The sequence below is a fragment of the Bacteroides sp. 14(A) genome, from assembly GCF_000526555.1.
Classification (GTDB): domain Bacteria; phylum Bacteroidota; class Bacteroidia; order Bacteroidales; family Bacteroidaceae; genus Bacteroides; species Bacteroides cellulosilyticus.
Map to the genome: position 1 here is coordinate 1285577 of NZ_JAGH01000001.1, position 26665 is coordinate 1312241.

The 26665-nt window shown below is 45.4% G+C and carries 27 protein-coding genes and 5 pseudogenes; 8 read left to right on the forward strand and 24 right to left on the reverse strand.

Going from position 1 to position 26665, the window contains the following annotated elements:
* Positions 1 to 35: 35 nt before the first annotated feature.
* The 5 genes from K429_RS0104715 to K429_RS0104735 all read left to right on the forward strand — a co-directional run bounded on the left by K429_RS0104715 (position 36) and on the right by K429_RS0104735 (position 4056).
* Entirely contained in the window at positions 36 to 626 is a 591-nt protein-coding gene (locus K429_RS0104715; protein WP_010801619.1) for a hypothetical protein, read from the forward strand.
* Positions 627 to 652: 26 nt separating this feature from the next.
* Positions 653 to 2557: a ParB/RepB/Spo0J family partition protein gene (locus tag K429_RS0104720; protein WP_025726196.1), complete on the forward strand. Its 1905-nt coding sequence runs from the start codon at positions 653 to 655 to the stop codon at positions 2555 to 2557.
* 82 nt (positions 2558 to 2639) lie between these two features.
* The gene (locus tag K429_RS0104725; protein ID WP_025726197.1) at positions 2640 to 2864 is read left to right on the forward strand and encodes a hypothetical protein; all 225 of its coding nucleotides are present in this window, start codon (positions 2640 to 2642) and stop codon (positions 2862 to 2864) included.
* Positions 2865 to 2986: 122 nt separating this feature from the next.
* On the forward strand, positions 2987 to 3226 hold the full coding sequence (locus K429_RS0104730) for a hypothetical protein (protein WP_025726198.1): 240 nt from the start codon (positions 2987 to 2989) through the stop codon (positions 3224 to 3226).
* Between the two features lie 368 nt (positions 3227 to 3594).
* Positions 3595 to 4056 carry a hypothetical protein gene (locus K429_RS0104735; RefSeq protein WP_025726199.1) on the forward strand — a complete coding sequence of 154 codons (462 nt, stop codon included), beginning with the start codon at positions 3595 to 3597 and terminating at the stop codon, positions 4054 to 4056.
* A 21-nt stretch (positions 4057 to 4077) separates the two neighbouring features.
* On the opposite strand, the gene K429_RS0104740 is transcribed toward K429_RS0104735, so the two are convergent.
* The 20 genes and pseudogenes from K429_RS0104740 to K429_RS30190 all read right to left on the reverse strand — a co-directional run bounded on the left by K429_RS0104740 (position 4078) and on the right by K429_RS30190 (position 17915).
* Positions 4078 to 4989: a M48 family metalloprotease gene (locus tag K429_RS0104740; RefSeq protein WP_010801616.1), complete on the reverse strand. Its 912-nt coding sequence runs from the start codon at positions 4987 to 4989 to the stop codon at positions 4078 to 4080.
* 157 nt (positions 4990 to 5146) lie between these two features.
* On the reverse strand, positions 5147 to 5608 hold the full coding sequence (locus K429_RS0104745) for a TraQ conjugal transfer family protein (RefSeq protein WP_010801615.1): 462 nt from the start codon (positions 5606 to 5608) through the stop codon (positions 5147 to 5149).
* 26 nt (positions 5609 to 5634) lie between these two features.
* Positions 5635 to 6228: a conjugal transfer protein TraO gene (locus K429_RS0104750; RefSeq protein ID WP_025726200.1), complete on the reverse strand. Its 594-nt coding sequence runs from the start codon at positions 6226 to 6228 to the stop codon at positions 5635 to 5637.
* Between the two features lie 19 nt (positions 6229 to 6247).
* On the reverse strand, positions 6248 to 7147 hold the full coding sequence (gene traN / locus K429_RS0104755; RefSeq protein ID WP_025726201.1) for a conjugative transposon protein TraN: 900 nt from the start codon (positions 7145 to 7147) through the stop codon (positions 6248 to 6250).
* 4 nt (positions 7148 to 7151) lie between these two features.
* The gene (traM, locus tag K429_RS30590; protein WP_025726202.1) at positions 7152 to 7556 is read right to left on the reverse strand and encodes a conjugative transposon protein TraM; all 405 of its coding nucleotides are present in this window, start codon (positions 7554 to 7556) and stop codon (positions 7152 to 7154) included.
* Positions 7557 to 7568: 12 nt separating this feature from the next.
* On the reverse strand, positions 7569 to 8420 hold the full coding sequence (locus K429_RS0104765) for a conjugative transposon protein TraM (RefSeq protein ID WP_025726203.1): 852 nt from the start codon (positions 8418 to 8420) through the stop codon (positions 7569 to 7571).
* On the reverse strand, positions 8404 to 8604 hold the full coding sequence (locus tag K429_RS0104770) for a hypothetical protein (protein ID WP_231501809.1): 201 nt from the start codon (positions 8602 to 8604) through the stop codon (positions 8404 to 8406). Before K429_RS0104770 ends, K429_RS0104765 begins: the two co-directional genes overlap by 17 nt.
* A gap of 79 nt (positions 8605 to 8683) precedes the next feature.
* Positions 8684 to 9307: pseudogene (gene traK / locus K429_RS28415) on the reverse strand (conjugative transposon protein TraK).
* Positions 9308 to 9335: 28 nt separating this feature from the next.
* Complete coding sequence (gene traJ, locus K429_RS0104780; RefSeq protein ID WP_007655455.1) at positions 9336 to 10349, reverse strand: conjugative transposon protein TraJ; 1014 nt, start codon at positions 10347 to 10349, stop codon at positions 9336 to 9338.
* 23 nt (positions 10350 to 10372) lie between these two features.
* Positions 10373 to 11002, reverse strand: coding sequence for a DUF4141 domain-containing protein (locus K429_RS0104785; RefSeq protein WP_025726205.1), 630 nt, complete (start codon positions 11000 to 11002; stop codon positions 10373 to 10375).
* Positions 11003 to 11006: 4 nt separating this feature from the next.
* Entirely contained in the window at positions 11007 to 11282 is a 276-nt protein-coding gene (locus K429_RS0104790; protein WP_010801609.1) for a hypothetical protein, read from the reverse strand.
* On the reverse strand, positions 11283 to 11414 hold the full coding sequence (locus tag K429_RS31135; protein ID WP_010801608.1) for a hypothetical protein: 132 nt from the start codon (positions 11412 to 11414) through the stop codon (positions 11283 to 11285).
* A 21-nt stretch (positions 11415 to 11435) separates the two neighbouring features.
* A pseudogene (locus K429_RS29735) lies at positions 11436 to 13940 on the reverse strand (TraG family conjugative transposon ATPase).
* Between the two features lie 5 nt (positions 13941 to 13945).
* Positions 13946 to 14266, reverse strand: a pseudogene (locus K429_RS29740) (DUF4133 domain-containing protein).
* 23 nt (positions 14267 to 14289) lie between these two features.
* On the reverse strand, positions 14290 to 14589 hold the full coding sequence (locus tag K429_RS0104815) for a DUF4134 domain-containing protein (protein ID WP_010801604.1): 300 nt from the start codon (positions 14587 to 14589) through the stop codon (positions 14290 to 14292).
* A 474-nt stretch (positions 14590 to 15063) separates the two neighbouring features.
* The gene (locus tag K429_RS0104820) at positions 15064 to 16002 is read right to left on the reverse strand and encodes a hypothetical protein (RefSeq protein WP_025726207.1); all 939 of its coding nucleotides are present in this window, start codon (positions 16000 to 16002) and stop codon (positions 15064 to 15066) included.
* A 3-nt stretch (positions 16003 to 16005) separates the two neighbouring features.
* Complete coding sequence (locus K429_RS0104825) at positions 16006 to 16500, reverse strand: DUF3408 domain-containing protein (RefSeq protein ID WP_010801602.1); 495 nt, start codon at positions 16498 to 16500, stop codon at positions 16006 to 16008.
* Positions 16501 to 16502: 2 nt separating this feature from the next.
* Positions 16503 to 16913, reverse strand: a complete 411-nt coding sequence (locus K429_RS0104830) for a ParA family protein (RefSeq protein ID WP_010801601.1) — start codon at positions 16911 to 16913, stop codon at positions 16503 to 16505.
* 63 nt (positions 16914 to 16976) lie between these two features.
* On the reverse strand, positions 16977 to 17171 hold the full coding sequence (locus K429_RS0104835; RefSeq protein ID WP_231501810.1) for a conjugal transfer protein TraA: 195 nt from the start codon (positions 17169 to 17171) through the stop codon (positions 16977 to 16979).
* 504 nt (positions 17172 to 17675) lie between these two features.
* Entirely contained in the window at positions 17676 to 17915 is a 240-nt protein-coding gene (locus K429_RS30190; protein WP_025726208.1) for a hypothetical protein, read from the reverse strand.
* Between the two features lie 115 nt (positions 17916 to 18030).
* On the opposite strand from K429_RS30190, the pseudogene mobA reads away from it, so the two are divergent.
* The 3 genes and pseudogenes from mobA (at position 18031) to mobC (ending at position 21850) form a co-directional block, all read left to right on the forward strand.
* Positions 18031 to 18465, forward strand: a pseudogene (gene mobA, locus K429_RS30805) (conjugal transfer protein MobA).
* Positions 18466 to 18595: 130 nt separating this feature from the next.
* Complete coding sequence (mobB, locus tag K429_RS0104860; RefSeq protein ID WP_197031227.1) at positions 18596 to 19795, forward strand: conjugal transfer protein MobB; 1200 nt, start codon at positions 18596 to 18598, stop codon at positions 19793 to 19795.
* A 48-nt stretch (positions 19796 to 19843) separates the two neighbouring features.
* A pseudogene (mobC, locus tag K429_RS28430) lies at positions 19844 to 21850 on the forward strand (conjugal transfer protein MobC).
* A 151-nt stretch (positions 21851 to 22001) separates the two neighbouring features.
* Here mobC and K429_RS0104870 read toward each other — a convergent pair.
* From K429_RS0104870 to K429_RS0104885, 4 genes are read right to left on the reverse strand one after another with little or no spacing between them, the layout of a single operon-like run.
* On the reverse strand, positions 22002 to 23996 hold the full coding sequence (locus K429_RS0104870) for a hypothetical protein (protein ID WP_025726211.1): 1995 nt from the start codon (positions 23994 to 23996) through the stop codon (positions 22002 to 22004).
* A 2-nt stretch (positions 23997 to 23998) separates the two neighbouring features.
* Complete coding sequence (locus tag K429_RS0104875; RefSeq protein ID WP_025726212.1) at positions 23999 to 24820, reverse strand: hypothetical protein; 822 nt, start codon at positions 24818 to 24820, stop codon at positions 23999 to 24001.
* Positions 24817 to 25722 carry a hypothetical protein gene (locus tag K429_RS0104880; protein ID WP_025726213.1) on the reverse strand — a complete coding sequence of 302 codons (906 nt, stop codon included), beginning with the start codon at positions 25720 to 25722 and terminating at the stop codon, positions 24817 to 24819. The genes K429_RS0104875 and K429_RS0104880 overlap by 4 nt, the downstream gene beginning before the upstream one ends.
* A 1-nt stretch (position 25723) precedes the next feature.
* Positions 25724 to 26665 (reverse strand): hypothetical protein, encoded by a 942-nt coding sequence (locus K429_RS0104885; RefSeq protein WP_025726214.1) that lies wholly within the window; start codon positions 26663 to 26665, stop codon positions 25724 to 25726.

Below are 26665 nucleotides of genomic sequence, written 5' to 3' on the forward strand. Positions count from 1 at the left end.
CCATATTATCAAAGAACTTCTAAACATACGATGATATGAGAACAGAAACAAGAACATATACCCTTTATCAGATAACCGAGTTATCCGGGGAAGCCAAAGAAAAGGCACATAACGAATGGTTATGCAACCGATACTTTTACGGTTGGACGGACGAGAACCGTAAAACGCTCGATACCTTTTGCGAATGCTTCGGCATTGTGTGCGGTCATTGGAGATATGATGAAATCCATTATAGTTATGACTATCGGAGCAGGCAGAAAGACTATATAGACAAGTTAAGCGGCTGGCGGTTGGCAACCTATCTGACAAACAACCATTGGAGCGACCTATATACGCCCAAATTCTATTGGAACGGAAGGAAAGGCAGAAAAAGCAGAATACTTGTAGATACCTGTTGCCCCCTTACGGGCTATTACATAGATGACTGTATTCTCGATCCGATTTATAAGTTTTTGGAATCGCCCACCGAAACAGTCACGTTTGACAGCCTTATGAACGATTGTCTCGACAGCTTTTTCCGTGCTTGTCGGGATGATATGGAGAGTACCCAAACATTGGAATACTTCACGGAAGAAAGTAACGCCAACAATTGGGAATACCTTTCGGACGGAAAACTATTCAATTAACTATCAACATTTAAAAACTTATCATTATGAAAATGAACAAAAAAGTACAGAAAATGAACAGCGTTCAGAAATCAGAGAAAGAAACGGCAGTAAAAGTAACCGCTTTGGCAATCATCCCCAAACCGATGATATTACTTTCACCGCAAAACATGCCCACGACTGCCGGAATAACGGAAGCACCCGAAACGGCAACCGTTCCCACCGTTCTGGAAGAAGCACCGCAGCAAACCACGCTTAAAGCACCGCTTGCAACGGCTACAGCCGAAACCGACCTTGACATTACAGCCGTGTTTCCGAGCGCAGACAACCACCGCAAGACCTTCAATGACACTTCTTTGCAGGAACTTGCCGACAGCATTCGGGAAGTAGGTGTTTTGCAGGCCATTGCGGTACGTCCACGCACGGCAGGAGATTATGAAATCATCTACGGTGAACGCCGCTACCGTGCCTCATTGCTTGCAGGAGCAAAGACGATAAAGGCAACTATATATAATAATGTAACAGACAATGAAGCGGAGGATATGTCACTAAGTGAAAATTTACAGCGTGAGCAGGTGCGCCCCACCGAAGAAGCGAAAGCGTTCAAACGCCTGCTTGAAAAGGGCAGGTATGATATGTATTCACTTGTCAGCCGTTTCGGACGGAGTGAAAAGTATATCTATACCCGTCTGAAACTGAACGAACTGTATGCGCCTATCGGTGAACTGCTGGACAATGAAACAATCACCGTCAGCGTAGCCGAGGAAATAAGCACCTATGAACCCAATATCCAAAAAGACGTTTACGAGAAACACCTCAAGGAAGACAGCGGAGATAATTGGACGGGATACACATTGAACCTTTTTAGAAAGCATTTTGAGAAATGCTATACCACCGACCTTGAACAATACAAGTTCGACAAGACGGAATGTAAGGCGTGTGTACACAACGCAGCGAATTATAACCTTTTTGCCGAGCATAACGGATGCGGACATTGTACCAACCGCAAATGTCTGGAAGCCAAGAACGCAGCGCATGTGGCAAAGGAAACGGAGAAACTTCTGAAATCCGACCCAAAGTTGGTGATCGCCCGACCTTATTACGGAAGCCGTAACGACACGGCACTCCAAAAATTGGACAAGAAAGGGCATGAAATCAAAGATTTCGATTACAACGTGTCGGCAAGGGAATTTCCCAAAGCACCCGTAGCACCGCAAAAGGAGCAGTTCACCGAACCGACAGAGTATGAACAAGCGGTACAGACCTTTGAACAGAAAAACGAGGAATACACCCGAAAGGTGGAAGAACTCAACCGTAAAAAGGAAGAGGGCAGGATAAAGACATATGTCAAAGTGGGACAGACAGAACCCGAACTTTGCTACGTGGAGATAAACAGGAAGGAAACCGCCCCCGTCACCATTGAGACATTGCAGGAACGGGACAAGCGTTTCAAGCAACTTTCCGTTGAAAAGATTGTAGCCGACACAAAGAAAGTTGTCCGTGAAAATGACTATCCCGAAAGTCCGTTTACACAGTACGAGGACGGAATGCTTTATTTCATCATACTGACTTGGTTGCAAAGAAAGCATTATCCGCTTTGCGGTATCAAAGACCAGCCGATGCCGTTAGACGAGAAGCAGCGCATGAAGATTGTAGCCAAACTGACGGACGTGCAAAGGACGGTCATCAAACGTGATTTTATCAACCATTTTCTTTGTGAGAACGCTTACGGAGACAACAGTGCATCCAAACTGTTAAGGGACTTCGCAAACATGCACTTCCCCGACCAGTACGGACTTGCCAAAGCCACCCACGAGGAAGAATATCAGAAAAGGCACGAACGTTTGGGAGAGAGGATAAAGGAGATGAAGAAAGCGGAAAAGGCGGCAGCAAAAAAGGATGAAAAGCAAAAAGTATCCCCTTCATTGCCCCATGATGATAAGGCAGCTTGAATGTATAATATTGAAAGGTGAAATTTTTCACCTTTCAATATCCAATCCGATTTTTAATTTAACCCTATAAGATTGTAACATTATGGAGAAAGAAGAAATAATTGATACCATCAAACAATTTGCGTGTTCTTTGGCAGAAAAGGAACTGGCAGATAAATACGAGAAATTACCCGAACAACTGATGACTAAAGGAGGGACATATCATTCTAAATATCAAGATGAATTTAACAAGTTATACGATAGGTACGAAGATAGGCTTATCCGTTTATCGGGAAAGAATGTAGATGAACTGTTCGTATGCGGGTAACTGTTTCATGTGCCGGAAACTATCAGCCGGCACATATTTTTCCCCGTCTTGAAAGAACAGAGGGCAGGGCCGGACGACCCCACCCACACCGCCACCGTAATTATCATCCAAACCGTGAATATATGAAATACATAAGAATCTCCCCGAATGTGGAATATTCCACCGATACGGATTTTTTCCTCGAAAATCAAATCATTTGCATTGTAAGCAAGGAAGGCACGAAGTTTTGCAGTCTGATTGAAAACCGTTTGTTCATGCGTTCCGAGAACCGTCATATCAGCAAACGGATGCAACTGGACATCATGCGTGAAATCCACAAGGACATCTGCCGCCTGTGCTATGGCGGCGAACCGGTGGATTGACCTGCCATACCCCACACCTGAACAGCTTCCCTTAAAAAAGTCGGGCAATCCTTACGTGATTGCCCGGCTTTTTTCTACTTTTGCGTAGTTGAATATAAAATCAAGAATATTATAAGATTAGAAATAATTGAATGATAACATATTAGAATAGCTTTTAGCTGTTTATTCCCGAACACGAAACGACCAATTTTAATGCAGGAGGATAAACGGGTAAGGTCCTTGTCGTACACTTATGGCACGGGCTTAACTCGTCTCCTGCGAGGCGCTTGGTCGTGCCTGTGTTCAGACTTGTTAAGTACCGTGCTTTTTTCTGTCCGGTACATAGCAGGAAGTTACGGACAAGGTATTAATTAAAAAATCATAGCAAGATGTACAACAAGAACGTTGCCATAACAGGCTGTACCATTGAAAAGACAACAAAATACGACTACTTCAGGGAAGACAAAATCCGGATGGAACTCTACCGGATCATCCTTTCGCTTTATAGTGATGGCTGCCGCACATTCACCTGCAATCTACATTCCTATATCGGACTGTTGGGCGCGGATACGATAGTCATGCTGCGCGATACGGGCAGATGCCCGGAGATAATCCTCTCGGCAGTTATACCGGAAACTGGTTTTCCGGCAGATACCGACAGGCTGTACTGTGCCTTATACGACGATTTGATAAAGCAGGCGGACAGCAAAGAACAACTTTCTGAAAAAGGCAACACCGTAAAGGTGCTGTCCGGTTGCCATATCATCTGTTATTATAATGACCTTTGTCCGGAAATCGGGCAGGTGCGTGCGTCTGGTATTCCCTATACCAATATCCGTAAAATGATATAGGCATATATGCCTTCCCGTACCTTACAGCAGTTTTTCCAGCCGTTCAATCCGTCTTTCGGTTGACGGATGCGTACTCATAATATATTCGGTAAAAGTCGGGCGTTCACTGTAAACGTCTTCCGTTCTTTTCAACCGGCGGAGGAAAGAAAGCAGTCCTTCGCCGCAGCCATAACGCACGGCATACGTGTCGCAACGGTACTCGGCATATTTATTGATATTCACGTCAGCTATCCGGCTGATACCGTAAATAATCCGATGAAGCAGTTTATAAACGGCCCACCATATCTTCGCTATAAGTTCACCCACAAAACCCAATGCCGGAACTAATGCAAACACCATGCTGCCGATTATCCCGAATATCAAAGCCGGAATAAGAAATATACCGTAAAGGCAGCGGTAACCGAACGACTCCATCGAGAATAAAAGCACTTGATAGACAAAGTCGTAATGGGAAATATGTCCCACTTCATGGCTGATGATGCCCTTCAGTTCCTCATCCGAAGCGGTGGCGAGTACTCCACCTGTTAATCCTATCGTGTTGAAACCGAATGCGGCGGCATTTACCCGCGCGTCATTGTTACGATAAAGTTTCAGTTTCCGGTTCACACCCATTTCCGAAAGCAACCGTTCCAGCCTCATGCGGTCGGAACTGTTCAAAGGACGATACCCTTCTTTTCTGCGTAGCATCCACACATTAAGCGGAGAAATGGAATAAAGGATGAATAGCAGTAAAAGATAGTACGGTAACGTATTGACTAAATAGGGAACCAGCCCCTCATCAAACAGACCCGGTATGTATGCAGGCCATATATGGCGCAAGATAGAAAGCAGCAATGCGTAAAACACCGTAATAAAGACAAAATTCACTATCGTGACATAGGCCATCAGCAACAACTTGCTGATGATGCGGAATATTCTGAGTGTTGTTTTCATGCGTATATGATTAATTTATTAACTTCCGGCTAAATATAGAAACAAATTTTGCGCAATCCGGAACAATTACTTATTCATTTATTTTCATTAAGCAAATTTCATAAAACAAGAGACGGCGGGATGCCCCGCCGTACTTCCTGATAGGTACTGATAACAGCTATTTTTCTGCCGTACCGCTTTCCACGTCAAACGTCACTGTCAGTTCACTTTCCCGTCCGAAATTATCCCGGACAAAGAATTTCAGTTCCGAGCGTTTGGCACTTGTCGAGCGGTAAAAGAGAGTGAATACCTGCCTCACCGGATTTTCCGCATCCAGCCTCGGCACTTCTGCCAGCGGCCTCACTTCCCGATTGACGAGTTTCACGCCTTCGCAGTCCGTCACCTCTCCCTTGCCTTCCATCTGAATGTAGCCGATTTCATACTCTGCCTTTTCATAGTCCCCTTCACGGTCCAGATAAAAGCGTATCTCCACCGTTTCATCCGTAGCAATCTGCTTTTGCAGATACCATGACGAGAGACTGAAATCATAGTCCTGCCGGATGTCTATCTCATCGTTACATGAACCGAATGCCAGCACTGCAACCAGTGCGCCTATACATATATAGATTACGTTTTTCATTTTATTGTTTCTCCTTTCTTTTTTCGTTAGTTGATGACAAAACGGACACCCAGCCCTATCTGTGTATGAAAATTCCCCGCATCCGTCCCGAACAATGCCCTTTCCTTGACTTGCAGCAGGAGGACGATCCGGTCTGTCAGATAGACATCGAAAGCTGCCGTGAGGGCGCCGCCATAAATAAAACTGTTCCCATTGGTCACTGCCGCCCCGTCGGGAAGCAGGGAGGTTCCCCAATTGACTGTCTCGAAGCCGCCTAAAGCAGAAAGCCCGATACGGAAGCAGACGTTCCGCCTCTTGTCCGACAATACGGGGATGAAGTAGCCGAGTTCCCCGGTGAACTGCGCTTTCGGTATTGCCTTGTTCTCATAGGTGTACTCCTTTATTTGATAGTCCAGACCGTACTGCCAATAGGTGCGGTTACGATTGGTACGGGTAAAGGCCAGCGAGGTGAAGTAGTGACGCTCACCACCGCTCTTCCATGAAAGGAAATGATTCACTCCCCCTGTTGTAAACTGTATGCCTGTCTGCCCCGGCAGGTCACGCTGCGCATATGCCTTGTCCGCTCCGAAGAGCAACGTCGCGGCTAACGCCAATATGAATAGCATTCTTTGCATATACAATTATATATTATAGGGGTTATTACTTCAAATGCAGTTCACTGACAGGTTTTGCCGCCACAAGGTCGGTGTTCTCTATGCGGAACGACTGGTGCCGTGCGCCGCCCTTCTCATAGATTTCCACCACCAGCAGCTTGTCATCCGGCAGTGTCAGTTTGGGCAGTACGAACACATTGCGCACCGTGGCTTTTCCATCTACCGTCACCAGGCGGTTGTATGTCCTTACCGGCTCGATGAAATTCTCCTGCATGGCCGTACGCTTGGCCACTTTCTTGTCGATGACTTTAAAACGGATATAGTCGATGTCAAACGATATGTCCGAACTGTTGCGCACGGAAGTATGCAGGTACAGCAGGTCGTTATTGATATAAATCCCTTTGAGCAGCGTCTGTATGCCATACTTCTTGCAGCCGATATGCCTGATGTTCCTTTTGTTCTTCTTATACAGCGTGTACATGATGCGGTTCACCACCAGTGGTGTTTCCCCGCCCAGTTCCTTCAGCTTCACGAACATGCGGTCACCGGCAATGCCGCCTTCGGGATTGTCCCGGAGCCAGTCCTCCATCTCGATAGAGAGCTGTGCCGGTTCGTCCTTGTAAACCACATTAAAGGAATAGAAACAGCCGTCGGCAGTGATGACGGAGAAGTTTGTTTCCCCCTCAAAGCCTTTTACCGCTGCCTTGATGCGTACCACGTTTTCCGCTCCCGTCGCCTTGTCCGCTATGATGTCGAACGAACCCAGATCCACATATTTCACTTCGGAAGGGAAAAGGATATGCACGGTTTTCTGGAAAGTCACCTCAATCCGGTGCGGTGCGATAATCTGGTTGGTGGGAAATATCTTTGTTTCCACCGCCTCCTGCGCTTTTGCCCCCAGCAGGGAGAAAAGCATGACTATTGATAAAATAATTCTTGTCTTCATCTGATTACTGTTTTTTGGATATGAATAAAAGTTGATAATTCGCTTTCACGGCCACCTTCACCTCACGCATCTTTGTGGCGAGGTATTGTGATCCGCCGCTAAGCACGCCCCTTGTCGCGTCCATGACAAGTTGTTGCGAGGCGCTGCGTGCAAACGAGATGCTTGTCCCGAAACTGCCCCCGATATTGGCGGCGGCTTCCTTCATGGCAGTACGCTCTGCGGTATTCGGGACGAAAAGCCCGGCCTGCCCGTCCATGTCGTATGCCGCCAGTTCCACCGGCAGGATATTGCCGCCGCTTTCAATGGATTTCACCGTGACCGCCATCCGCTGCCCCTCGATACGCACCGTACCGTATAACGGGGTGTTGGCCGGTACAAGCACGCCGCCCACTTGCAGCGGTTCCAGCAATCGGAATTTCAGTCATGCCCCGGTAGTCACCGTCTGGTCTTCGGCCACGCAGGCCCGTATCGTATTGGCTCCGGCAAGCTGTCCGCCTCCTACGGCAGTGGCAAAACCATAATTGCGTGGGATTGAATCCGGCAGCGGAGGCGAGGCCAGCGACGAGACCACATTCTCCGTGGCACGTCCTGCGACTATCGCCGCAGGATTACCCGATGAACTGCCCGTGCCGTCCGCGGGCTGTATGTTCTTCACCTGCCCGCCCGTCTGTCCGGGGAAATAGCGTGCCGCCATTTCATACGACTTCTCCATCAGTTCCAGCGGGTCTTGTCCCTTGCGCTCGCGTTCCAGTTTTTCATTAAGCTCTTTCACCTGCCGTTCCAGTTCGTCCACCCTCGGACTCTCCTTCGGTTCCTGATAGAACGCGGTGATCTGCCTTGAAATCTGCCGTTGCTTTTCCCTAGACTCCCGGATAGCATCCGCTTTCGGTGTGTCCTCTTTCGGCTTCAGCCCGTCCGGTGTGTCCGGTGTCAAATCGCCGGCCATGTCCTGCAAGGTTCTTACCTTCTCCTGCCTGCGTTTCTTCATCTCTTCCAGTTCGTAAGCCTTCTGTTTGTCGACCATCGTTTCGGGCGCGATAGCGTCGGGTATCGTGGTGTTGATGCCCGCTGTCCCTTCCACCGTGTCAGCCGCATCCGGTTTGAAAAGGAACAAGATAAATCCGGCACACAGCAGGGAGAGGAATGCCACTGCTCCATAAAATTTCAGCTTTCCGGCGGTCTTGCCGCTTAACTTTTTCTCCTTTTGGGATACCGGCTCCGCTTTCAGCGTCTCCTTTTCCTTTACTTCTTCTTTCTTATCGGATTGTTTCATTGGATACATTGTTTTTGAATGGTTGGATACTGTCCGTCCGGGGAAGCGCCACCCTTTGGAGATGCCGCACCTCAATCGGAAATTTGTCTGTCCCGCAGAAACCGCCCACGATGTAGGCAAGGTCGATGGCGGCGAAGAGTCCGAGCAGGTAAAGGATGATAACCCTTTGCTGCCTGTAACTCAACCGCTGCCAGCGTCTGCGGAGTTTTGCTATATGGCGGTCTTTCCCCGTTCTGAACGACTGGAAGACCTTTTTCAGCCCGTTATCTTTCATACTGTCCGATGTCCCTGTTTTCGATGATTGTAAAGCCTTCTATCAGGAAACCCTGCGGATTGTTGTCGCTCCGGGTCACATTTCTCAGGCGGCAAGTGGTGACAAGCGACCTTTCGGTAACGCTGCTCGAACGGATGATGTGCTGCCGGCAATAGGCCCTCATCTCGTACGGATAGCTGTCAAAGTTCCCCCCGATGCTGTCCACCGTCAGGGTCTGTGAGATATTCCCCGCTATCATCCGGTTGAAGTAGCCTTTCTCCTGCAAGTTCCGGTAGTAACAGATGGCGCTTTCATCCGAGAGGTAAAGGGCACGCTGCACATTGCTTTCAATGGCATTCTTGTCCGGTGACAGGGTAAAGAACAGTTCGTGAAAACGCCTGATATGCTCCCTCGCCTCTACCGGGCGGTTCTGCTGCGCATCCTGCGAGAGGGCCAGCATCAGCGATTTCCCGCTGTCCAGCACATAGATTTTCTGCCGCTGCGCTTCCGCAAAGTCGTATGCCTTTCAGGTGGAGAAAACCGTTACCAGTGCGCAAACTCCCAAGAATACCATTCCGAACAGCCGTAGCTGCCGGAACGATGTCTCGATGTTTTTTAATGATTTAAATTCCATGTTTTTTCTGTTTTTTAATGTGATACGTTTAAAACATTTTCTTGATGCGTCCGGCTACCGATCCACCGACCGCACCAGCGACTGCCGCCGCACCGTTCCCGGCCATCTTCCCGGCACCGTTGGTCTTCTGTCCGAAAGCCCCCGCACCGCCTGCCTGAATGATCCACGAGGAAACCGTGGGCACGCAGAAATAACCGATGATACCGATTATCATGAATATGCAATAAACACTGTTCGATGCGTCCGGTATGAATGTCGGGTCCTGCATCTGCTGGATGTCCTGCTGCAACATCAGGATCTGTATGCGTGAGAGGATAGCCCCGAACAAGTCACCCACCGGTAGCCATAAGTAAATACAGATGTAGCGCGACAGCCATGTGGTGAGCGTACTCTGGAATCCGTCATAGACGGCCAGCGCAAAGGAAATCGGCCCCAGTATGGACAGGACAATCAGAAAGAAAGTTCTCAGCGTGTCTATCAGTAGCGATGCGGCCTGAAAGAACAGTTCCAGCAGCTCCCGGAACCATTGCCGCACTTTCTCCCCCATGTCATACACAGCCTTCTGCCCGTACATGTTTATCATCGTGTCCATGTCGCCCAGCGACCAGCCCAGTTCGTCTATCTTCTTGTCAAACTCCTCGTCGCTTACCAGAAAGGCCTTTGCCGGGTCACGCAGCATCGCCTCCCGTTCCAGTTCGTCCTTCTCTTCCTGATACTTCTTCATGTCGAAGGTCTGCTGTTCGACCAGTGAAGAAGTCGCACTGCACACGGGGGAAAGAATCCCGTTGATGGTCCCCAGCACAAGAGTGGGAAAGAACATGATGCAAAGTCCCAGCACGAAGGGCCTGAAAAGCGGGAACACGTCAATTTCTTCCGCCCTTGCAAGGGACTGCCACACCCGGTAGGCCACGTAGAACAGGGCGCCGATACCGGCCACACCTTTCGCCACGCTTGCCATATCCTCGCACAGCGGCATCATCTCATCGTAAAGCGAACGCAGCAGCTCATGCAGGTTCGTCCAGTCTATTGATAGTAATACCATAGTCAATCCGTTTTTTTAGTATATTACCAGTAACGCTGTTCGTGTGTCCCGTACAGGGCGAGTACCCTCTGGGAGTCTCCCTTCTTCTTGCTGCGCAGGTATGATATTCCGATATTCTTGCGGGTATAATACCATGTCAGGTTCTTGTATTCCAGCACCTCACCGTATATCCGGTTGATGATGTCCAGCCGTTCCTTGTCGGTCATCGAGAGTCCGGTAGCCGTAGTCACTTCCTTCAAGTCCAGCAGCAGATTGCTGCTTTCTTCGAGCAGCCGGTTATACCCGAAAGCGATGGCCGAGAGTTCCTCCACGGTAAAGTTCGGGTCGCCCATCATCGTGTTGAAATTGGTCACGTAAATATCGCTGATGTCCCCTACAAGCAGGATGGTCTGTTGCACTTTTCGGGCACCTTTCACAAGGTCATGTACCGATTTCAGTGCGTCGTAATAGGCTTTTCCCTGCTGGTAAATCTTCACCGTCTCCTGAAAGTTACTCCACATGTTCTGTGCCGTTGTGGAAGTCTGCACGATTTCATTGGCCGAGTTCACGATGCTTTGGGCAAGGTTTGTGGGGTCTATTACCGCCCATTGTGCCTTGCTTGTCACCGAAAGGGACAACAGGGCCATAAACAGAATCGTCATTTTCTTTTTCATGCATCTATCTCCTTTCTTTGGAAAGTAAATACCGGCTGTCGTCATCACGGGCAAACAGCCCGTAACTGCCGAACAGCAATACCTCGCTGCCACTGAAATACCCGATGCATCCGGCATCCCTGTTCCCGTGCAGGAAAAGGTCGTCACCTTTTCGGAGCGGGATATTGATTTCAGTATAACTTTTTTCTCCGATAAACAGCGTGGCCTTGTATCCCTTGAAGCCGTCCGTCACATGGTTGGATTTACGGACAGTCAGCGACGAACCGCCCTCCTTGTTCATTCAGTGCCCGCAGATGCGGTCATGTTCCAGTTCCTTCTTCATCTCCCCAATCAGGTTCAACAGATCCAGATTGGTCAGGGTCGCATCTCCGAGAGCTTCCCTGCATTGGTTTAATAAATCCTTTTTGTTCATTGTCATCTATGTTTAAAATGGTTACTTTTTTTCCTGCCGCTTACGTTCGGCAAGTTGTTTGATAGCTAACTCTATGTTTCCGCCCAGCTTTTCAGTAAGCCGGGTAAGTTCCAGTTTTTCAGTCTCTTCGGTGGTGTAGCACAGATATTCTTCTCCCGAAACTTCTGTCGCATATACCGCGCTCTGCGTACCGCCAAGCCCTATCCAGACCTCTTTATACAGCCGGTTCGCGGTATTGGCAAGGTTGATCGAGAGTATCTGGCTGCGTTCCTTGTCCGTCAGGCCGAGCAGGTTCTGTATCTGGTCGAATTTATTTTGATACTTCCGCTGGTCGAGCAATATTTTGCAATCGCTGTTGTTGATAATCGTCTCTTTTACAACGGGTGAAGAGATAATGTCATCCACTTCCTGCGTCACCACAACCGCCTCTCCATAGAACTTTCTGACCGTCTTAAAGAGATATTTTATATAGGATGCCATCCCTTCCTTGGCGATTGCCTTTCATGCCTCCTCAATCAGTATCATCTTGCGGATACCCTGCAAACGGCGCATCTTGTTGATGAACGTCTCCATGATGATAATCGTGACAACCGGAAAAAGGATGGGATTATCCTTCACAACGTCCAGCTCGAATACGATAAACCGTTTGTTCAGTAAATCCAGTTCCTTGTCCGAGTTCAGCAGATAGCCATATTCACCGTTCTTGTAATAGGGTTCCAGCACGTTCAGAAAACCGTCCACGTCAAAATCTTTCTCCCGCACGTTCTTATCGGCCAGCACCTTGCGGTAATCCTTCCTTACAAAGTCATAGAACGAGTTGAAGTTGGGCTTTATCTTGCGGTTCTTCTTTATCTTCTCGATATACAGGCTGACCGCATTTGACAGCGCCACCTCTTCCGAGCGTCGGGGAGGTTCGTCCTCCCTTTTCCAAAGAGTGAGTATCAGGGTCTTGATACTGTCCCGTTTCTCGATGTCATACTGGTAATTCTCCGTGAAAAACGGATTGAATGAAATCGGGTCATCTTCCTTGTATGTAAAATAAATCCCGTCGTCTCCGCCACTCTTCTGATGTATCAGGTCGCAAAGTCCCTTGTACGAGTTTCCGGTATCCACCAGCAGGATATGGGTTCCCTGTTCCCAATACTGTCTGACAAGATGGTTGGTAAAGAAACTCTTTCCGCTTCCACTGGGGCCGAGTATGAACTTGTTTCTATTAGTCACCACCCCTTTCTTCATGGGCAGGTCCGAGATGTCCAGAAAGACCGGCTTGCCCGTCAGCCTGTCCACCATACGGATACCGAAGGGGGACAGCGAGTTCCGGTAACATGTCTCGGCCGTGAAGAAGCAGAGCGCCTGCCCGGTAAACGTGTAGAACGTCTCTTCAGAGGGGAAGTCCGCCTCGTTTCCCGGTATGCCTGCCCAATAGAGGGCCGGAAGGTCGGTCGTGTTATGACGCGGGGTACATTCCATCAATGCCAGCGCACTTCCCACGTCATTCTTCACCCTTCGGAGTTCATCCCCGTTTTCCGCCCATGCGATGATGTTGCAATGACAGCGCACGGACTGCAATCCGTTGGTATGTGCCTCGTTCAGGTATTCGTCCAGCCACTCCTTGTTTATCTGGTTGCTGCGGCTGTAACGGGAAAGCGACTGCATGTTTTTGGCCATCTTCTCAAAACGGGAGAGGTTCTCGCTACTGTCGTCTATGAATATCCACTGGTTGTAGACATGGTCGCAGGAGAGCATCACGCCCACGGGGGCGGCATAGCTCAGGCGGCAGTCCGAGCGGTCGGTCGAGAGGCGCTCATACCGCCCGTCCGTCCTGATCCTTCCCGGAAGGTCGTCGAGGTCGGAGAGCGTATGCAGGCAGAGCCGCTTGTCACCGATACGCATCCCGTCCGGGTTCAGCTGCATGTCCTGCAACATACGGCTTCCGTCTGCCGACAGCGTGAGGTACCGCTCGATAATGCCCGGTTCGCTTTCCGTTCCCGTAATCTCTTTCGTGGTGAGGCGTTCCAGCCTTACCAGCCCGCTGTCATTGACGATACTTTCAAACTGTCCCACCGCTTCCATGAAGCGCTCCACCGTTTCCTTGTTCCTGATTTCCTTCGGCACCAGAAAACCACGGCAGAGCGTGTTCCAGTTGCTTTGTTGCCGGGAGCGTTCCTTTGTGGTCTTGGTAAGGAACAGATAACAGGTGTGGTGCAGGTAGGGTCTTTCGTTGAAGTGCCGCTCGAAACTGCGGGAAAGGAAGCTCAATTCATCCCTGCGGATGTCCGGTTCATATTTCTCCGTGATGAAAATATCCTGTTTGTGGACGATTGAAAAATTCGGCAATACCTTGATTGCCTTCGCTCATGTGGCGTGCATCGCCTCATAATCTGCGGATGATACCGAAAACACTTCCGGCAGTGTGACCCGGAAAGCGACCGTGATGTCGGCGTCCTTGCTGACGATGCAGCCGTGTTCCACCGCCATAATGGGGAACTTGCTTTCCAGTGTGGATGCTTTTAATATACTTCTCATATGATTTACGATTGTTGTTCTTTAATCAGACGTGTGATACGTTTTCGTGAGAGGATTCTCCGGGGATGCTGCCGGGCCGCGAACAGTTTCATCAGCCCGTGGCTGCCGTATTTACGGTTCAGCGTGAAGGTCAGCCATACCAGCACGGTAGCTGCCGAAACCCCGAAACCGATGCAGATTCACTGGCCGATGCCTGCCATATACATGATGACGAACATCACAAATACGGCAAGCAGGCCGGCAGCGAAGATAAACAGGTATTGCGCCCGGAGTCCCTTGAACTCCACCTCACGGCCCACACCCTTATTTATTTCAAAATCAGCCATAAGTTACTGTTGTTTTTAATTTTTTAGAGGAAGAACGACCTCAGAATGGTAGCGGCGACTATCAGGAAGATACAGGCTCCGAACCAACTGCTTGCCGTTTTCGAGGTGTCGGGATCGCCCGAACTGAACTTCTGGTAGACCTTGATCCCTCCCACGAGTCCGATCACAGCTCCCACCGCATACGCCAATTTTGTGCCGGGATCAAAATACGATGTCACCATCTGGGTAGCCTCCGTGATACCGGCAGAGCCGTTACCCTGGCCCATTGCCGCACTTGCCGCCGCAACGGCGGCAAGCATCATAATCAATCTTTTCTTTTTCATTAATTCCGTGATTTTTAAATGAATAAAAAAGCCACGGACCGCCCCTTTTCACTATCCCCACAAGGCAGCCCGCAGCCGCTTTATGGTTTACTGGTTCAGGGGGTAAGTTCCGGCGGGGAATCAGCCGGAGTCATAATATGCCATTCGCATCGTTACTTGGTTTAGTGGTGAAACATGGGTGTTAATGCTCTCTTAAAAAGGGGATGCAAATCATCCCGAATCGTAATAGCCTTTTGTCATAGCCATTCTGTTTTATAAGTAAGTTACTTCAAGAAATTGTCTCTTCCTGGTGGGAATGTCCTCTTATCAGGCGGGAACATCAATTTGTCATCCCGAATCGAAATAAGTCATATACATGCTTTGTTGGTTTATTCAGTCATTCATGCCATAGCGAATCTCTCTCTTTACAGTGATACGGGCTATCAACCCGTATCAAAATAACCTCTTACCATCGTTACCTCCTTCTTTAATCGGTTAATTACTGTCCGGAACAACCTTATTCAAATGTTCGGCTTCATCCAGAAATTTACTGATACGGCTGTCGCTGCCATTGATACTTTCCAGTATCGAGCGCTCAATCTGCGTATCCTTGATATGATGGATAGCCTTCAAAAGGGCCAGCCGTTTGTCCGTAGGAATATCCTTGCCGTTGCACAAGTCGATGATCAGGTCAATCTCTTCCGGCCCGATACCGGCTGTGCCATCCGGATAACCGTCACGGGCACAGTTCAAATCTTCCAGTTCCTCATTCAGTTCGTCCGTATCCACGTCGTCACTGTTTCCAGTCCGTCCTTCATCATCCTCAAACCTGCCGGAACTGTCGGCCTCAGAAGCCCGCCACTCTTCCACACGCTTGTCCCGGAACAGTTCCGGGATGCGCTCCGGCGGCACTTGTGCTGCCTGTTGTGACACTGTTTCCTCGTTTCTGCCAGCAAATGTAGAGGCATTTTCCTTACCCGCAATAGCCCCGGAATCGGTGGCGTTTATTGGCGGATGTTGGCGTGTACCGTAGCTTTTTGTAACGACAAGGCTGTCCGTTTCAGGCCGTTTTTGAGGTGAATTTTCCATATTCCCGCCTTCCGCCTTCTCTTTATCCTTCATTTCCTGCTTTTCTTTATTCCTCACTTCTGTTTTCACAGCCGGCATGTCCCTCTTTTCAGCTGCCAGCACTGCCGGACTCTCTTTCTTTTCTGTTTTTCCTTTCGTGCGTTTGCGTCCCTTCTTCTGGTCCTCTTTCACCGGGTCGAACCATCCGGCAGCACCCCGCAGAGCTTTTGCCATGCGGCGGCGTGCCTTCCCGAAGCATATCTCGCCAAGCTGTCCCCTGAACAGGAACTTGTCCATGAACAGATAGGCGAACAGCAGCCAGAACAGAACGATCCCGGCTTCATAGTAACCTGATTGTATATCCATAACCTAAAATATTTTGTTATAACTCTTTTGAAGGTAGGTCTTCACCTCTTCCGAATGTTTCTCGAAATGTTCCTTCAACACATTATCTATATAGTTGCCGACCGTCAGCTGCCGTTTTCCCGCAATCCCGACAATAACCGATATTTTCTGGTGCAGTTCCTTGTCGATATACACTCCCTGCCTGCCTTCGCATTTATAGGGGGTAAGGAATCTGCGGATAAAGTCGGCCAGTGCCGTGCGTATCGTTTTCGGTGACGGTTTTACCGCAATCACTTCCGGACAGTCGGTATCATCCACATCAGGAACACACCTTACAGTTTCATTCACGTTGTTATCCGCTTTTCCCTTCTCACCGGATAAAGCGGTTTCTCTATTTTCGTCGCTCTCTCCGGTCACAGAAGGTGACGGAGATAAAGGAGGTTCCGAAGGAACACCCGCCATCAGGCTTCGCAGATACGCTTCATCCACCGGATTTTGTCCGCTTGTTTTCTTCGCCATGACTATTCGGTTTTAAGTATAGATATGATTTCATCCATGAACGTATCGAAGCCGCACTCTTTGGTGAATGCCGCATCGGGAGCGAACAGCGTACTCCGGTAAACGGGGCCGCCCGTAGCGGACAAGTCTCTGGTGAAGTTACTGCGCACGGGAATGCGTGTTTGGAGACAGTCCAGCCCCAACAGGGAGAATCCTTGCTGATAGATGTCATACAAGGCCGTGCGTTCCCTTCGGTCCACCATGTTCCAAAACAGGCACAGCCTTTTCAGGGAGGATACGCCGGTTTTTATCAGCCGGTCATTAATGGTGGTTGCAAAGTTCAGTGTGCTTTCCAGCACCAGGCGGTCTGCCTTTATAGGCACGAACAGATAATCGAGCGCACTGATTGCGGCGATAACCCCGTCGCTGCCCATTGTGCCGGGCAGGTCGAATAGTACAACATCATAAAGAGTATCCGCTTTTTCCTCAAATGCCCTTCAGTCCGCCATGCCGTTGGCCGGAGTGCTTCCGATGACCGGGTAGGCCTTTTTCTTCAACCGTCCGGCCTGCTCCACCAAGAGGTTCTGATAAACGGGTGTGGTCTTTACCACTTCCATATCCCGTTTTTTCTGTTTCATAATCGAATGTTGCGGATAGTCACAATCCACCACCGCTACGTTTAGTCCTTTCACATAATGCAGTCATGATGCCGCATAAATGGTAAATGTTGATTTACCCACGCCGCCCTTCTGGGTAGCGAATGAAACGAATACTGTGTTCTTTTCCTTTTCCATTGTTACAAATTTAAGTAAGTGAATAATCGGATTTATTGATTTCCGGACGGATAGCCGCTTATCCATGCGGCTGTCTGTCCGGTTACTTGTTTCATAGCCTGCTTATACAGTTATCTACATAGCTGTTTAGCTATCCGGCTATCTGCGCATATAGCTGTTTGATGATGTAGCTATAAAACTATTCATCTATGCAGCTATCAGTCTATTCATCTGAATAGCTAAATAGCTAAGTACATATTCAGGTGCTTATATATTCGGATACCTGTTTATTCGTCCATACATTAATATATGTGTATAACTACATATCTGAATAGATACCGGTCTGAATATCTGTTTATCCATTCAGACTGCTATCCATATAGTTATTCAGATAGTGATCCGAATACCAGACTGTTTATCCGTTCAAATGGATAATCGAATAGCTATCCGGCTACAAATAAACCTCAAAAAGAGCATCTGTGTAGTATCCCCCGTTTCAAAGTCATTTATTGGCGGCTGTTGGCGGGAACCGCCATAATGCACGGACAGAAAAAACTCTCTACCTTTGTCGCCGGGAGAGCGCAGTTCGTTCTCGGCAGAGAACGTAAGACAATCCTTCAGACCTATAATCCGGCCCAGCCGGATTTTAATATGCGTCAGCATATAGCGAGGTGTACTTTCAGCGGTTGAAAATATTTCCAACCGCTGAAAGTCTCGCCCGAAAGGTCTTTCGGGGACAAAGGTTCTCCCAAGTCGAACCTTTTAAAATTTTCATGTGATGAAAGATGAAACAAGAATCCGTAACGCCGCAGGGCGCAAGGTGCTGGCAGACCCACGTACGCACCGCTATTATCTCTGTCTCAACGACGGAGAGAACGAAAAGTTTATCTCCATGTTCGAGCAGTCGGGCATGAAGAACAAGGCCGAATTTATCTTCGCCCGTATCTTCGGTTGAGAGTTCAAGGTCGTAAAGATTGACAAGGAAGCGCAGGAATATTATGCCCAGCTCACCGCTTTCTATCAGCAGTTCCGAAGAATAGGAAACAACTACAATCAATGTGTAAAGACCATCCATACCATTTACGGGGAGAAAAAATCGCTTGCCTTCCTTTATAAACTGGCGGAGGAAACACGTAAGTTGGAGGAACTGTGCAAACAGATAATCGAACTGACAAAGCGGTACGAAAAGGAGTATCTCACAAAAAAGGAATAACGTCATGGTGCCGAATATCACATCGGGCAGTTCATTCTATGGAGTGATTGCCTACAATAAGATAAAGGTGGACGACGGTACGGCAAAGGTATTGTGACACCCAAAAATTGCGGCGGACACATCCGGCAATGTGCCGATTGAAAACTGCGTACAGGCTTTTAAACCTTACATCTCACTGAACTCGCACGTCAAGAAACCGGTTATTCATATCTCATTGAATCCTTCCCCGAAAGACATTCTCTCGGAGGAACAGATGACCGTATTGGCGCAGGAGTTCATGGAAAAGTTCGGTTACGGGAACCAGCCTTATATTGTCTGGCTGCACGAAGACATAAACCGCAAGCACATGCACATCGTATCGGTACGCATCAACGAGCAGGGTGAAAAGATAGACCACAACCGGGAAGCTATCCGGGCACAGAACATCTGTCGTGAAATGGAAGTGAAGTACAGGCTTCATCCCACACTCGGAGAACATGGCGAGCGGGAACTGGTAAGTCTGCAAAAGGTGGATTATCCGAAAGGTGACGTGAAAACGCAGGTGAAACATACGGCCCGCACCTTGTTGGAATGTTACAATTTTCATTCCCTTGCCGAATACAACACCCTGCTGGAACTGTACAACGTGACGGTTTATGAAGTCCGGGGAAGCGTGAACGGGAAAGAATACCACGGCATCATGTACGGAGCTTTGGACGATGACGGGCAGCAGACGGGGACGCCTTTCAAGTCCAGTAAATTCGGCAAAGTATTCGGTTATGAAGCACTGCAAAAGAAATTCTCCGCATCCGTTGAAAAGGTAAAGAGGGACAATCTCGCCGAAAGGACACGCAAGGAAGTCGTCAAAGCCATGCAGGGCATAAGCACGAAGGAGGACTTTGCACGCAGGCTGAAAGAGGCGGATATAGAAGTCATTTACCGTATCAATCCCGATGGACGTCTTTACGGCATCACCTTTATAGACCATGCGGGCCGGACGGTATTTAACGGTTCACGTCTGGGCAAGCCCTTTACGGCCAATGTGTTCAACGAACTGTTCAACAACCCGGATGCAGACCGGAAAAGGTTGATACCGGTGCAGGAGCAGGAAGCGTCCCGGCAGGAAAGGGACACGAAAGCGGAAGAAAAGCAAGAAGGGGCAGAACACCGGCAGCCGGAAAATCAAAGTCATCATCAGAGTGAATCTTCCGGCAGCTTGATTGATACATCCGCACTCGGTGCCGTTGACATTTTCTCCGTGCTTATGGAAGATGACCATACGCACGAGTACATTGATCCGGCCTTCCGCTATAGGCGCAAGAAAAAGAAGAAGCGCAGGCGCAAGCTATAATATATAATAAGGTATAGAACAAGAAGTTTAATTTTAATAGTTACAATTATGCAGAATGAAGATGATTTAAGAGGTCTTGCCAAAGTCACGGACTTTATGCGGGCCATCAGTTTTTTATTTTTGGCGATACACATCTATTGGTTTTGTTACGGCTGGCTTTACGAGATGGGCTGAACACTCGATATAGTAAATAAGATACTATCCAATTTCCAACGTACCACCGGACTGTTTTCATCCTTGCTTTACACAAAGCTGTTTTGTGTCCTTTTCCTCGGTCTGTCCTGCATGGGCAACAAAGGAGTGAAGAAACATGAAATCACATGAAGGCGGATTATCATTGCGGCCATATCAGGCACCCTGTTGTTTTTCTTCAACTGGTGGCTACTGTCCGTCAATGCTTCATCCGGTGTCTGTGCTGTGCTTTATACCACGACACTGACCGGAGGTTTCTTCTGTCTGCTGGCGTCCGGTTTATGAATAAGCCGTTTGCTCAAAAACAATCTGCTTGAAGACGTTTTCAATACGGAAAACGAATCTTTTTTGCAAGAGACCAAATTAATGGAAAATGAATATTCCGTTAACCTGCGCACGAAATTCTGGTTTAAGGGAAAAATGTATAATGGGTTCATTAACTTAGTAAATATTTTTCGTGCGACAATGATACTTGGAACTCCCGGCAGCGGGAAATCCTATGCGATTGTCAATCAATTCATTAAACAGACTATCGAGAAAGCCTATGCACTTTACATATATGACTTCAAGTTTGATGATTTATCCATTATCGCCTATAACCATCTGATTAAGTATCGGCACCGTTACAAGGTACCGCCTAAATTTTATGTAATAAACTTTGATAATCCGAGAAAAAGCCACCGCTGTAACCCGTTGGCACCGGAACTGATGACGGATATTTCCGATGCTTACGAATCGAGTTACACAATCATGCTTAATCTCAATAAAAGCTGGGTGCAGAAGCAGGGAGACTTCTTTGTGGAATCTCCAATCGTCCTGTTCACTGCCATTATATGGTTTTTGAAATTGTATGAAAACGGCAAGTATTGCACGTTCCCACATGCCATTGAATTGCTTAATAAAAGGTATGAAGACGTATTCACCATTCTGACAAGCTATCCTGATTTGGAGAATTACTTGTCACCTTTCGTTGACGCATGGAAGGGCGGCGCGAGTGAGCAGTTGCAGGGCCAGATAGCATCCGCTAAAATCCCGTTGTCCAGGCTGATAAGTCCCCAACTCTACTGGGTCATGTCCGGCAGTGACTTTACGCTGGATATTAACAATCCGAAGGAACCGAAAGTGTTATGTGTCGGCAACAATCCCGATAGAATTTCCATCTATGGGGCAGCGTTGGGACTCTATAATTCGAGAATCGTTAAACTGATAAATAAGAAGAAACAGCTTAAAAGCTGTGTGATTATCGACGAGTTACCCACAATTTTCTTTAAAGGTTTGGATAATCTGATTGCCACGGCACGAAGTAATAAAGTGGCGGTTGTGTTGGGCTTTCAGGACTTCAGCCAGTTAAAGCGCGATTACGGAGACAAGGAGGCCGCCGTAATCATGTCAACTGTTGGTAATGTTTTCAGCGGTCAAGTGGTAGGTGAAACCGCCAAAACACTGTCGGAAAGGTTCGGGAAAATTCTTCAAAAGCGGGAATCCATGAGCATCAACCGTAACGATACGTCTACTTCCATCAGCACCCAACTGGACAGCCTGATACCTGCCAGCAAAATCAGTACACTTTCGCAAGGAATGTTTGTCGGTGCAGTAGCAGATAATTTCGGCGAGACAATAGAGCAGAAGATTTTCCATGCGCAGATAGTAGTGGATAATGAAGCGGTACAGAAGGAGACGGCGGCTTATCAGCCCATTCCCGAAATCAGCAGCTTTCTGGACGAGAACGGCAATGATACAATGGAGCAGCAGATACAGGCGAATTATCGACAAATCAAACAGGATATTGTTGAATTGGTGGAAAACGAACTGATTCGTATTGAAAATGACCCAGAACTCAAACATCTGTTAGGGGGAAATTAAAATCATCGCTTATATCAGAATAAGAGCATGATAATTGGGGAGTTAACCAGCTCATGCTCTTATTTATTTTCTAATACTGTTTTACCCTTTCTTTCCAATATACATATTATTTTCAGTTTTGAATAAAATTATATAGTCAAAATTGAATTATTTATTTCTTCCAAATTTTAATTAGTTCTTTATTTAATTCTTTGTCAGGTGTAAAATCTTTAATGAAGTTTACATCAAGATATGAATTCTTGATGCGTTTCACAATTGCCTTACGTAATTTTTTACATCTATCCCAATCAAGCCATATAGGTAGTTCTTCCGTATATGGTGAAATATATTTCCAAATATCATAATCTAATCGCCCTTCTGAAGCTGCTTTGTGAAGTGGATAAAAGGCTATACGCATAAATTCTATGGCGTGATTATCAAAAGGCCAATTAAATGATAGTAAATATAAATAGGCATAGTATTCAATAGGCATTGGTTTTATTGAGAGTTTACTAAAAGCTATCCAGCGTCCACTACCTTTAGATTGTACTTGCACAGAGATTGGTAGAATAGACTTCATAATAAGTAAACCGACATTGGGTGTCAATACATTCATCGTTTCCATCCAGGTTAGTATTTTTGAGTTTTCCTGTTGGCATAGCTTTTCAATAGATTTTGGAACTACATGTTCGGCTGAGTTATTTAGATAGTCAAGTACATAATAGACAGCATCTTTATCCTTCTGAAAAATAAGATTACTCAAGTCTGTATACACTCTGATTTGCGTATTAAGAATCTTAAAGAGCAATTCTTTCCATTTTATAAATACACTTGATGCATGTGAAGTGAGAATAATACGAAGTATATCTTCAATTTGATTATATGAATATGTAATCCAACTACCCTGATTTAGCAATTCAGGACAAGCTGAAGCTAACGATTGGAATAATGACCAATCATTATCCGCTATAACATTGAGGTCTGATATTGTGAGATACTCATTACTTTTTGCAAGAATACTTTCACCCCAATCATTAAGGTGGGATGCTTGACAAAGTTTCTGAAGCAATTGATAATATAATTGGCGATTATCACTGTGTGCTATTTCATCAAATCTTTGCCAAAAATTAATGTAATGTACTGAAAAGGAATCAATGAATTCACTTACACACATATAGTATAAAAATTCATATTCAGGTACAAACTTATCAGTCATTCGTTTTTGAAGAAAACGCTCTTTCAAAAGTTTTCCATCTTCACGATGTGGGAATAAGGTCGCAAGTTCTGCAATAATGAGTTGTATTGCTTTTTGTTTTTCTTCGTAAGCTTCGTAATTCTTATTAATAAGTTCTACTAAAATTAAGAATCCATTGAGATGTTGACTGTCGGAACCTATATCATCTGCAAATGTATGGAGAAGACGACTTAACTGAAGTTTCTCTAATGCAATATCTTGAGTAGCCAATTTAATCCATGATGGAATGGCGTTAAGTTCAGATTTATTGTAAACAATAATTGATTTAACAATATCATGTTGGGTATTGATAAATTGCAAAAAGAATGGTTTGCCATATAATGTCCTAAGTCCTGAACTACCTGAGCAAAATGATAATTGACAAAGTATCTGATACGGAAAATAATTCATCAACAGTAAACAAAAATATTGATAAAACAGTGATTTGTTTTCTATACTGAACACCTGCGGATGCCGATTAATAAGTTCATTATATATAATTGGCAATGATGGAATAATAAGCTTATTGGTAAACAATGAACTCTCATATTCTAAAGTAGACTCAACCTGAAGAGGTGTAGCATAAAACTCATAATTTCCGTTCTGTGGACGTACAAACATATCTATAAAAACTCGATAATCAGCTATTTGTGACAACTGATGAAATGAAATCAGAAGGCTGTGAGTCCAAACACATCCAGGACGTTTCATTTCGTTAGCATACCATGTCTTGGAAATTACATAGTATTCACTATTTTTGAGTGGATATATAGTAATATAGTCGGCTTCATCTTGCGGATTGACATACTCTGACCAATCGCTTAATGTTGCCATGCAATCCATATCCTCACTTGAGGGTAGTACAATAGAACTTTGGATCAAATTATGACCTTGGTTGTATCCATGCAACATTTGATGAATTTGTATTTTCATTTTTACTGAGTTATTAAAAAATCAAATGGTTCTGTAATGTCATAAGACTTATTATCAGTATAAACATAAGCCCGTTGCTTAAGTTCTGTAAGTCGTTGATATTCGTCAACTTTTTCGTCTTTATACTCTAATCCTTGAGCACTGACACCGTAATATTTCACATTAGTGAAATGATGCCGAATAAAGTTATAAAGAAACGGGTGTTCAGACTCAACCCATGATTCAATAGGAAGGTTTGTATTCACCTTATCCCATGCAGAGATACAAATAGCTAAAGGAGTATTGTGCTTTACTTGAGTATGAAGATATTTAAGCAACATAATATTTTGTGTCCACTCAGAAATATCTTCAATTTGCATAGTCGTAGATTCAGTTCGGGCAGATTCAGTTCGGGCAGATTCTGATGTTTGGGGAATTTCGTCTTGCAATATGTCTTCTTTTGCATATTTAATGAAATATAGAATACAATCTGTTTCCCCACACCATTGAGCCGCCTTATCCATCACATTATTAGAAAGTATGCGTTGAAAAACTTCACCTTTGAAATCTGGAATGTGAAGTTCAAGGGCATTTCCCGTAGTTTCAGAATGAAGTTTTAAATGAATTTCTTGTGGTTCTATATTTACAGTCCGGCTAACGACGGTTTGTTCTAACCAACTTTTCTTCAGAGCATCTAAGTAAGTGGTATCAGAAGGATATTCTTTACAAGTAAGCTTATGGCCTGTGCCACCATCTTTCTCTATAGCCCAAAAAGCTCCGATATAAGTAGATTTTCCTGCATTAGGAAGACCTACGATAAGACATTTCTTTGTATTTTCCATCATGCTTTATTATTTTTAATTGATGTTTTAACCCAATCTAAAGCTGAATCTACTTTTTTTGAATCAAGCGGTTGTATAAGCATGCAGAACAACTTCTCAAGTTCTACATTACCATCAAGATTTTTAGAGTTGATACAGTGTTGTGGGATATCCTTTACTTCAAACATGTCCTCAATTAGCTCAACAACCTCTTGCTTATGTTCTTTAAATTTTTGATTTTCAATATCTACAACTTTATCGTATTTATTAAAAATAATATATTTTGTTGCGAATAATGGTAACATGTCTTTCTCTTTAAGTCTACGAAGAAGTGTTTTGAGTTCATCTTTCATGTTTGAATACGAACGTCCAACCAATTCTTCTGCATTAATAAAGAGTAAAATGCGATCAGCATATTTGATAGTTTTATCTTTAAGAAGTTCTTCATCCTTGGATATATAGTCACGATAGCGTTCTCCGGCTCTATCAGATAACACAATAAGACGTTTTTCATTAGTCGTTTCATGTTCCATATGAAGAGTAAGAAATGGATTTTCAGAACGAAGGGTACGATTAGTATTTGATCGACCATCTTTACTACATTTACGTAGAAAAACCCTGCGCTCAAAGCCTGCAAAGGTGTCGGAATTGACAAACTTATAATCAGCCATTTTACCACTGACTCTAAGCAAATGATATAATGAACCAACAAATGTGGTCTTGCCCAAATCATTAAGTCCAAATAGGACTATAAGTTCAGGTTTTTGATTAGTGATAATATTATTAATATTTACCTCATTTAGAGCGTCAGTATAAAATGGAGTTTCCTTCATCGTTACCAACTGTTCAATAATATTTTCTTTTGTAGGACTTTTTGCTTCTTTAGGGCTATCTAAAAGAAGTTCATTTGCATCTTGATTATCCATATTAATCTTTTATTAATTCCTCAAGAAAAAGTTCGTAATACATATAAATTGCAAATTCAAGGTCTGATAATGATAATTCACCTATCTCATTAGTCAAATCGGAGTCTTTAATGTAATTTAGAAGAAGTGACGACTTTGAATCAGACTCATAGCTAATATACCATTCAGAGTCTTTCAATTTTGGTTTAATATTCTTCATTTTTGCATTTTTACGACTTGAAGGAAGAATATTCATAAGTGTTTTCACAGGATTAGAATCAACGTACTTCCATTGGGGCTCAACGGCAAGCATGTTTGCAGCATAATATGCCAAAACAAATGGGTCTTCAATACCTTTGGATTTTATATCACAGATTAACTCTTGATACTTCAACATTGCTGCTTGTTGTGCTAACTGTTTTATTTCACTAAAATTATCTTCATCAAGTGTTACATCCATATCTTCGAAACTGTCATATTCAAATATATCTGGAACTATTTGTGTATCAGAACACTCTTCTATATGATTCTCGTTTTTTCTATATGAATCAGAAAATGGATACATTGGCGTTATAAATGCTGGTGCAGGAAGCTTATTGTACGAATTTTTGCGAATAACCATCATATTACGTACTATTAATGAATATATCATTCTATCTGTATCATCATATTCTTTATCTGTATCTATAATCAAAATATACACTACATATTCAGATAAGATTTTATAAACAGCAGAAGGCAACTTTATATTCTCATTAAACTGCTCTCGATATTGTTTTATGATATATGAACGTAAAGTAGTATTTTGTGTTCCACATATAAAAGCAGAAACGCAATCTTCTACTTTATGGCGATCGGCAGTTTTTGCATAACTCTTACCAAGAGACGCAAGTTTTGATGTCAAATCCTTTTGGAAAGGAATGACTAATACGCTATTAAGCATTTTTTCTAACACAGCATCCAT

Excerpts from the sequence above, each read along its gene's own strand:
- K429_RS0104745 (WP_010801615.1), bottom strand. The coding sequence starts at position 5,608 with ATGAAAAACGTAATCTATATATGTATAGGCGCACTGGTTGCAGTGCTG.
- K429_RS0104880 (WP_025726213.1), bottom strand. The coding sequence starts at position 25,722 with ATGGATAATCAAGATGCAAATGAACTTCTTTTAGATAGCCCTAAAGAA.
- K429_RS0104735 (WP_025726199.1), top strand. The coding sequence starts at position 3,595 with ATGTACAACAAGAACGTTGCCATAACAGGCTGTACCATTGAAAAGACA.
- K429_RS0104790 (WP_010801609.1), bottom strand. The coding sequence starts at position 11,282 with ATGAACAAGGAGGGCGGTTCGTCGCTGACTGTCCGTAAATCCAACCAT.
- K429_RS0104875 (WP_025726212.1), bottom strand. The coding sequence starts at position 24,820 with ATGATGGAAAATACAAAGAAATGTCTTATCGTAGGTCTTCCTAATGCA.
- K429_RS0104730 (WP_025726198.1), top strand. The coding sequence starts at position 2,987 with ATGAAATACATAAGAATCTCCCCGAATGTGGAATATTCCACCGATACG.
- K429_RS0104815 (WP_010801604.1), bottom strand. The coding sequence starts at position 14,589 with ATGAAAAAGAAAAGATTGATTATGATGCTTGCCGCCGTTGCGGCGGCA.
- K429_RS0104885 (WP_025726214.1), bottom strand. The coding sequence starts at position 26,665 with ATGGATGCTGTGTTAGAAAAAATGCTTAATAGCGTATTAGTCATTCCT.
- K429_RS0104740 (WP_010801616.1), bottom strand. The coding sequence starts at position 4,989 with ATGAAAACAACACTCAGAATATTCCGCATCATCAGCAAGTTGTTGCTG.
- K429_RS0104830 (WP_010801601.1), bottom strand. The coding sequence starts at position 16,913 with ATGGGCAGCGACGGGGTTATCGCCGCAATCAGTGCGCTCGATTATCTG.
- K429_RS31135 (WP_010801608.1), bottom strand. The coding sequence starts at position 11,414 with ATGAACAAAAAGGATTTATTAAACCAATGCAGGGAAGCTCTCGGAGAT.
- K429_RS0104715 (WP_010801619.1), top strand. The coding sequence starts at position 36 with ATGAGAACAGAAACAAGAACATATACCCTTTATCAGATAACCGAGTTA.
- K429_RS0104720 (WP_025726196.1), top strand. The coding sequence starts at position 653 with ATGAAAATGAACAAAAAAGTACAGAAAATGAACAGCGTTCAGAAATCA.
- traN (WP_025726201.1), bottom strand. The coding sequence starts at position 7,147 with ATGAAGACAAGAATTATTTTATCAATAGTCATGCTTTTCTCCCTGCTG.
- K429_RS0104765 (WP_025726203.1), bottom strand. The coding sequence starts at position 8,420 with ATGAAACAATCCGATAAGAAAGAAGAAGTAAAGGAAAAGGAGACGCTG.
- K429_RS30190 (WP_025726208.1), bottom strand. The coding sequence starts at position 17,915 with ATGCTGACGCATATTAAAATCCGGCTGGGCCGGATTATAGGTCTGAAG.
- K429_RS0104870 (WP_025726211.1), bottom strand. The coding sequence starts at position 23,996 with ATGAAAATACAAATTCATCAAATGTTGCATGGATACAACCAAGGTCAT.
- K429_RS0104825 (WP_010801602.1), bottom strand. The coding sequence starts at position 16,500 with ATGGCGAAGAAAACAAGCGGACAAAATCCGGTGGATGAAGCGTATCTG.
- K429_RS0104785 (WP_025726205.1), bottom strand. The coding sequence starts at position 11,002 with ATGAAAAAGAAAATGACGATTCTGTTTATGGCCCTGTTGTCCCTTTCG.
- traJ (WP_007655455.1), bottom strand. The coding sequence starts at position 10,349 with ATGGTATTACTATCAATAGACTGGACGAACCTGCATGAGCTGCTGCGT.
- K429_RS0104725 (WP_025726197.1), top strand. The coding sequence starts at position 2,640 with ATGGAGAAAGAAGAAATAATTGATACCATCAAACAATTTGCGTGTTCT.
- K429_RS0104820 (WP_025726207.1), bottom strand. The coding sequence starts at position 16,002 with ATGGATATACAATCAGGTTACTATGAAGCCGGGATCGTTCTGTTCTGG.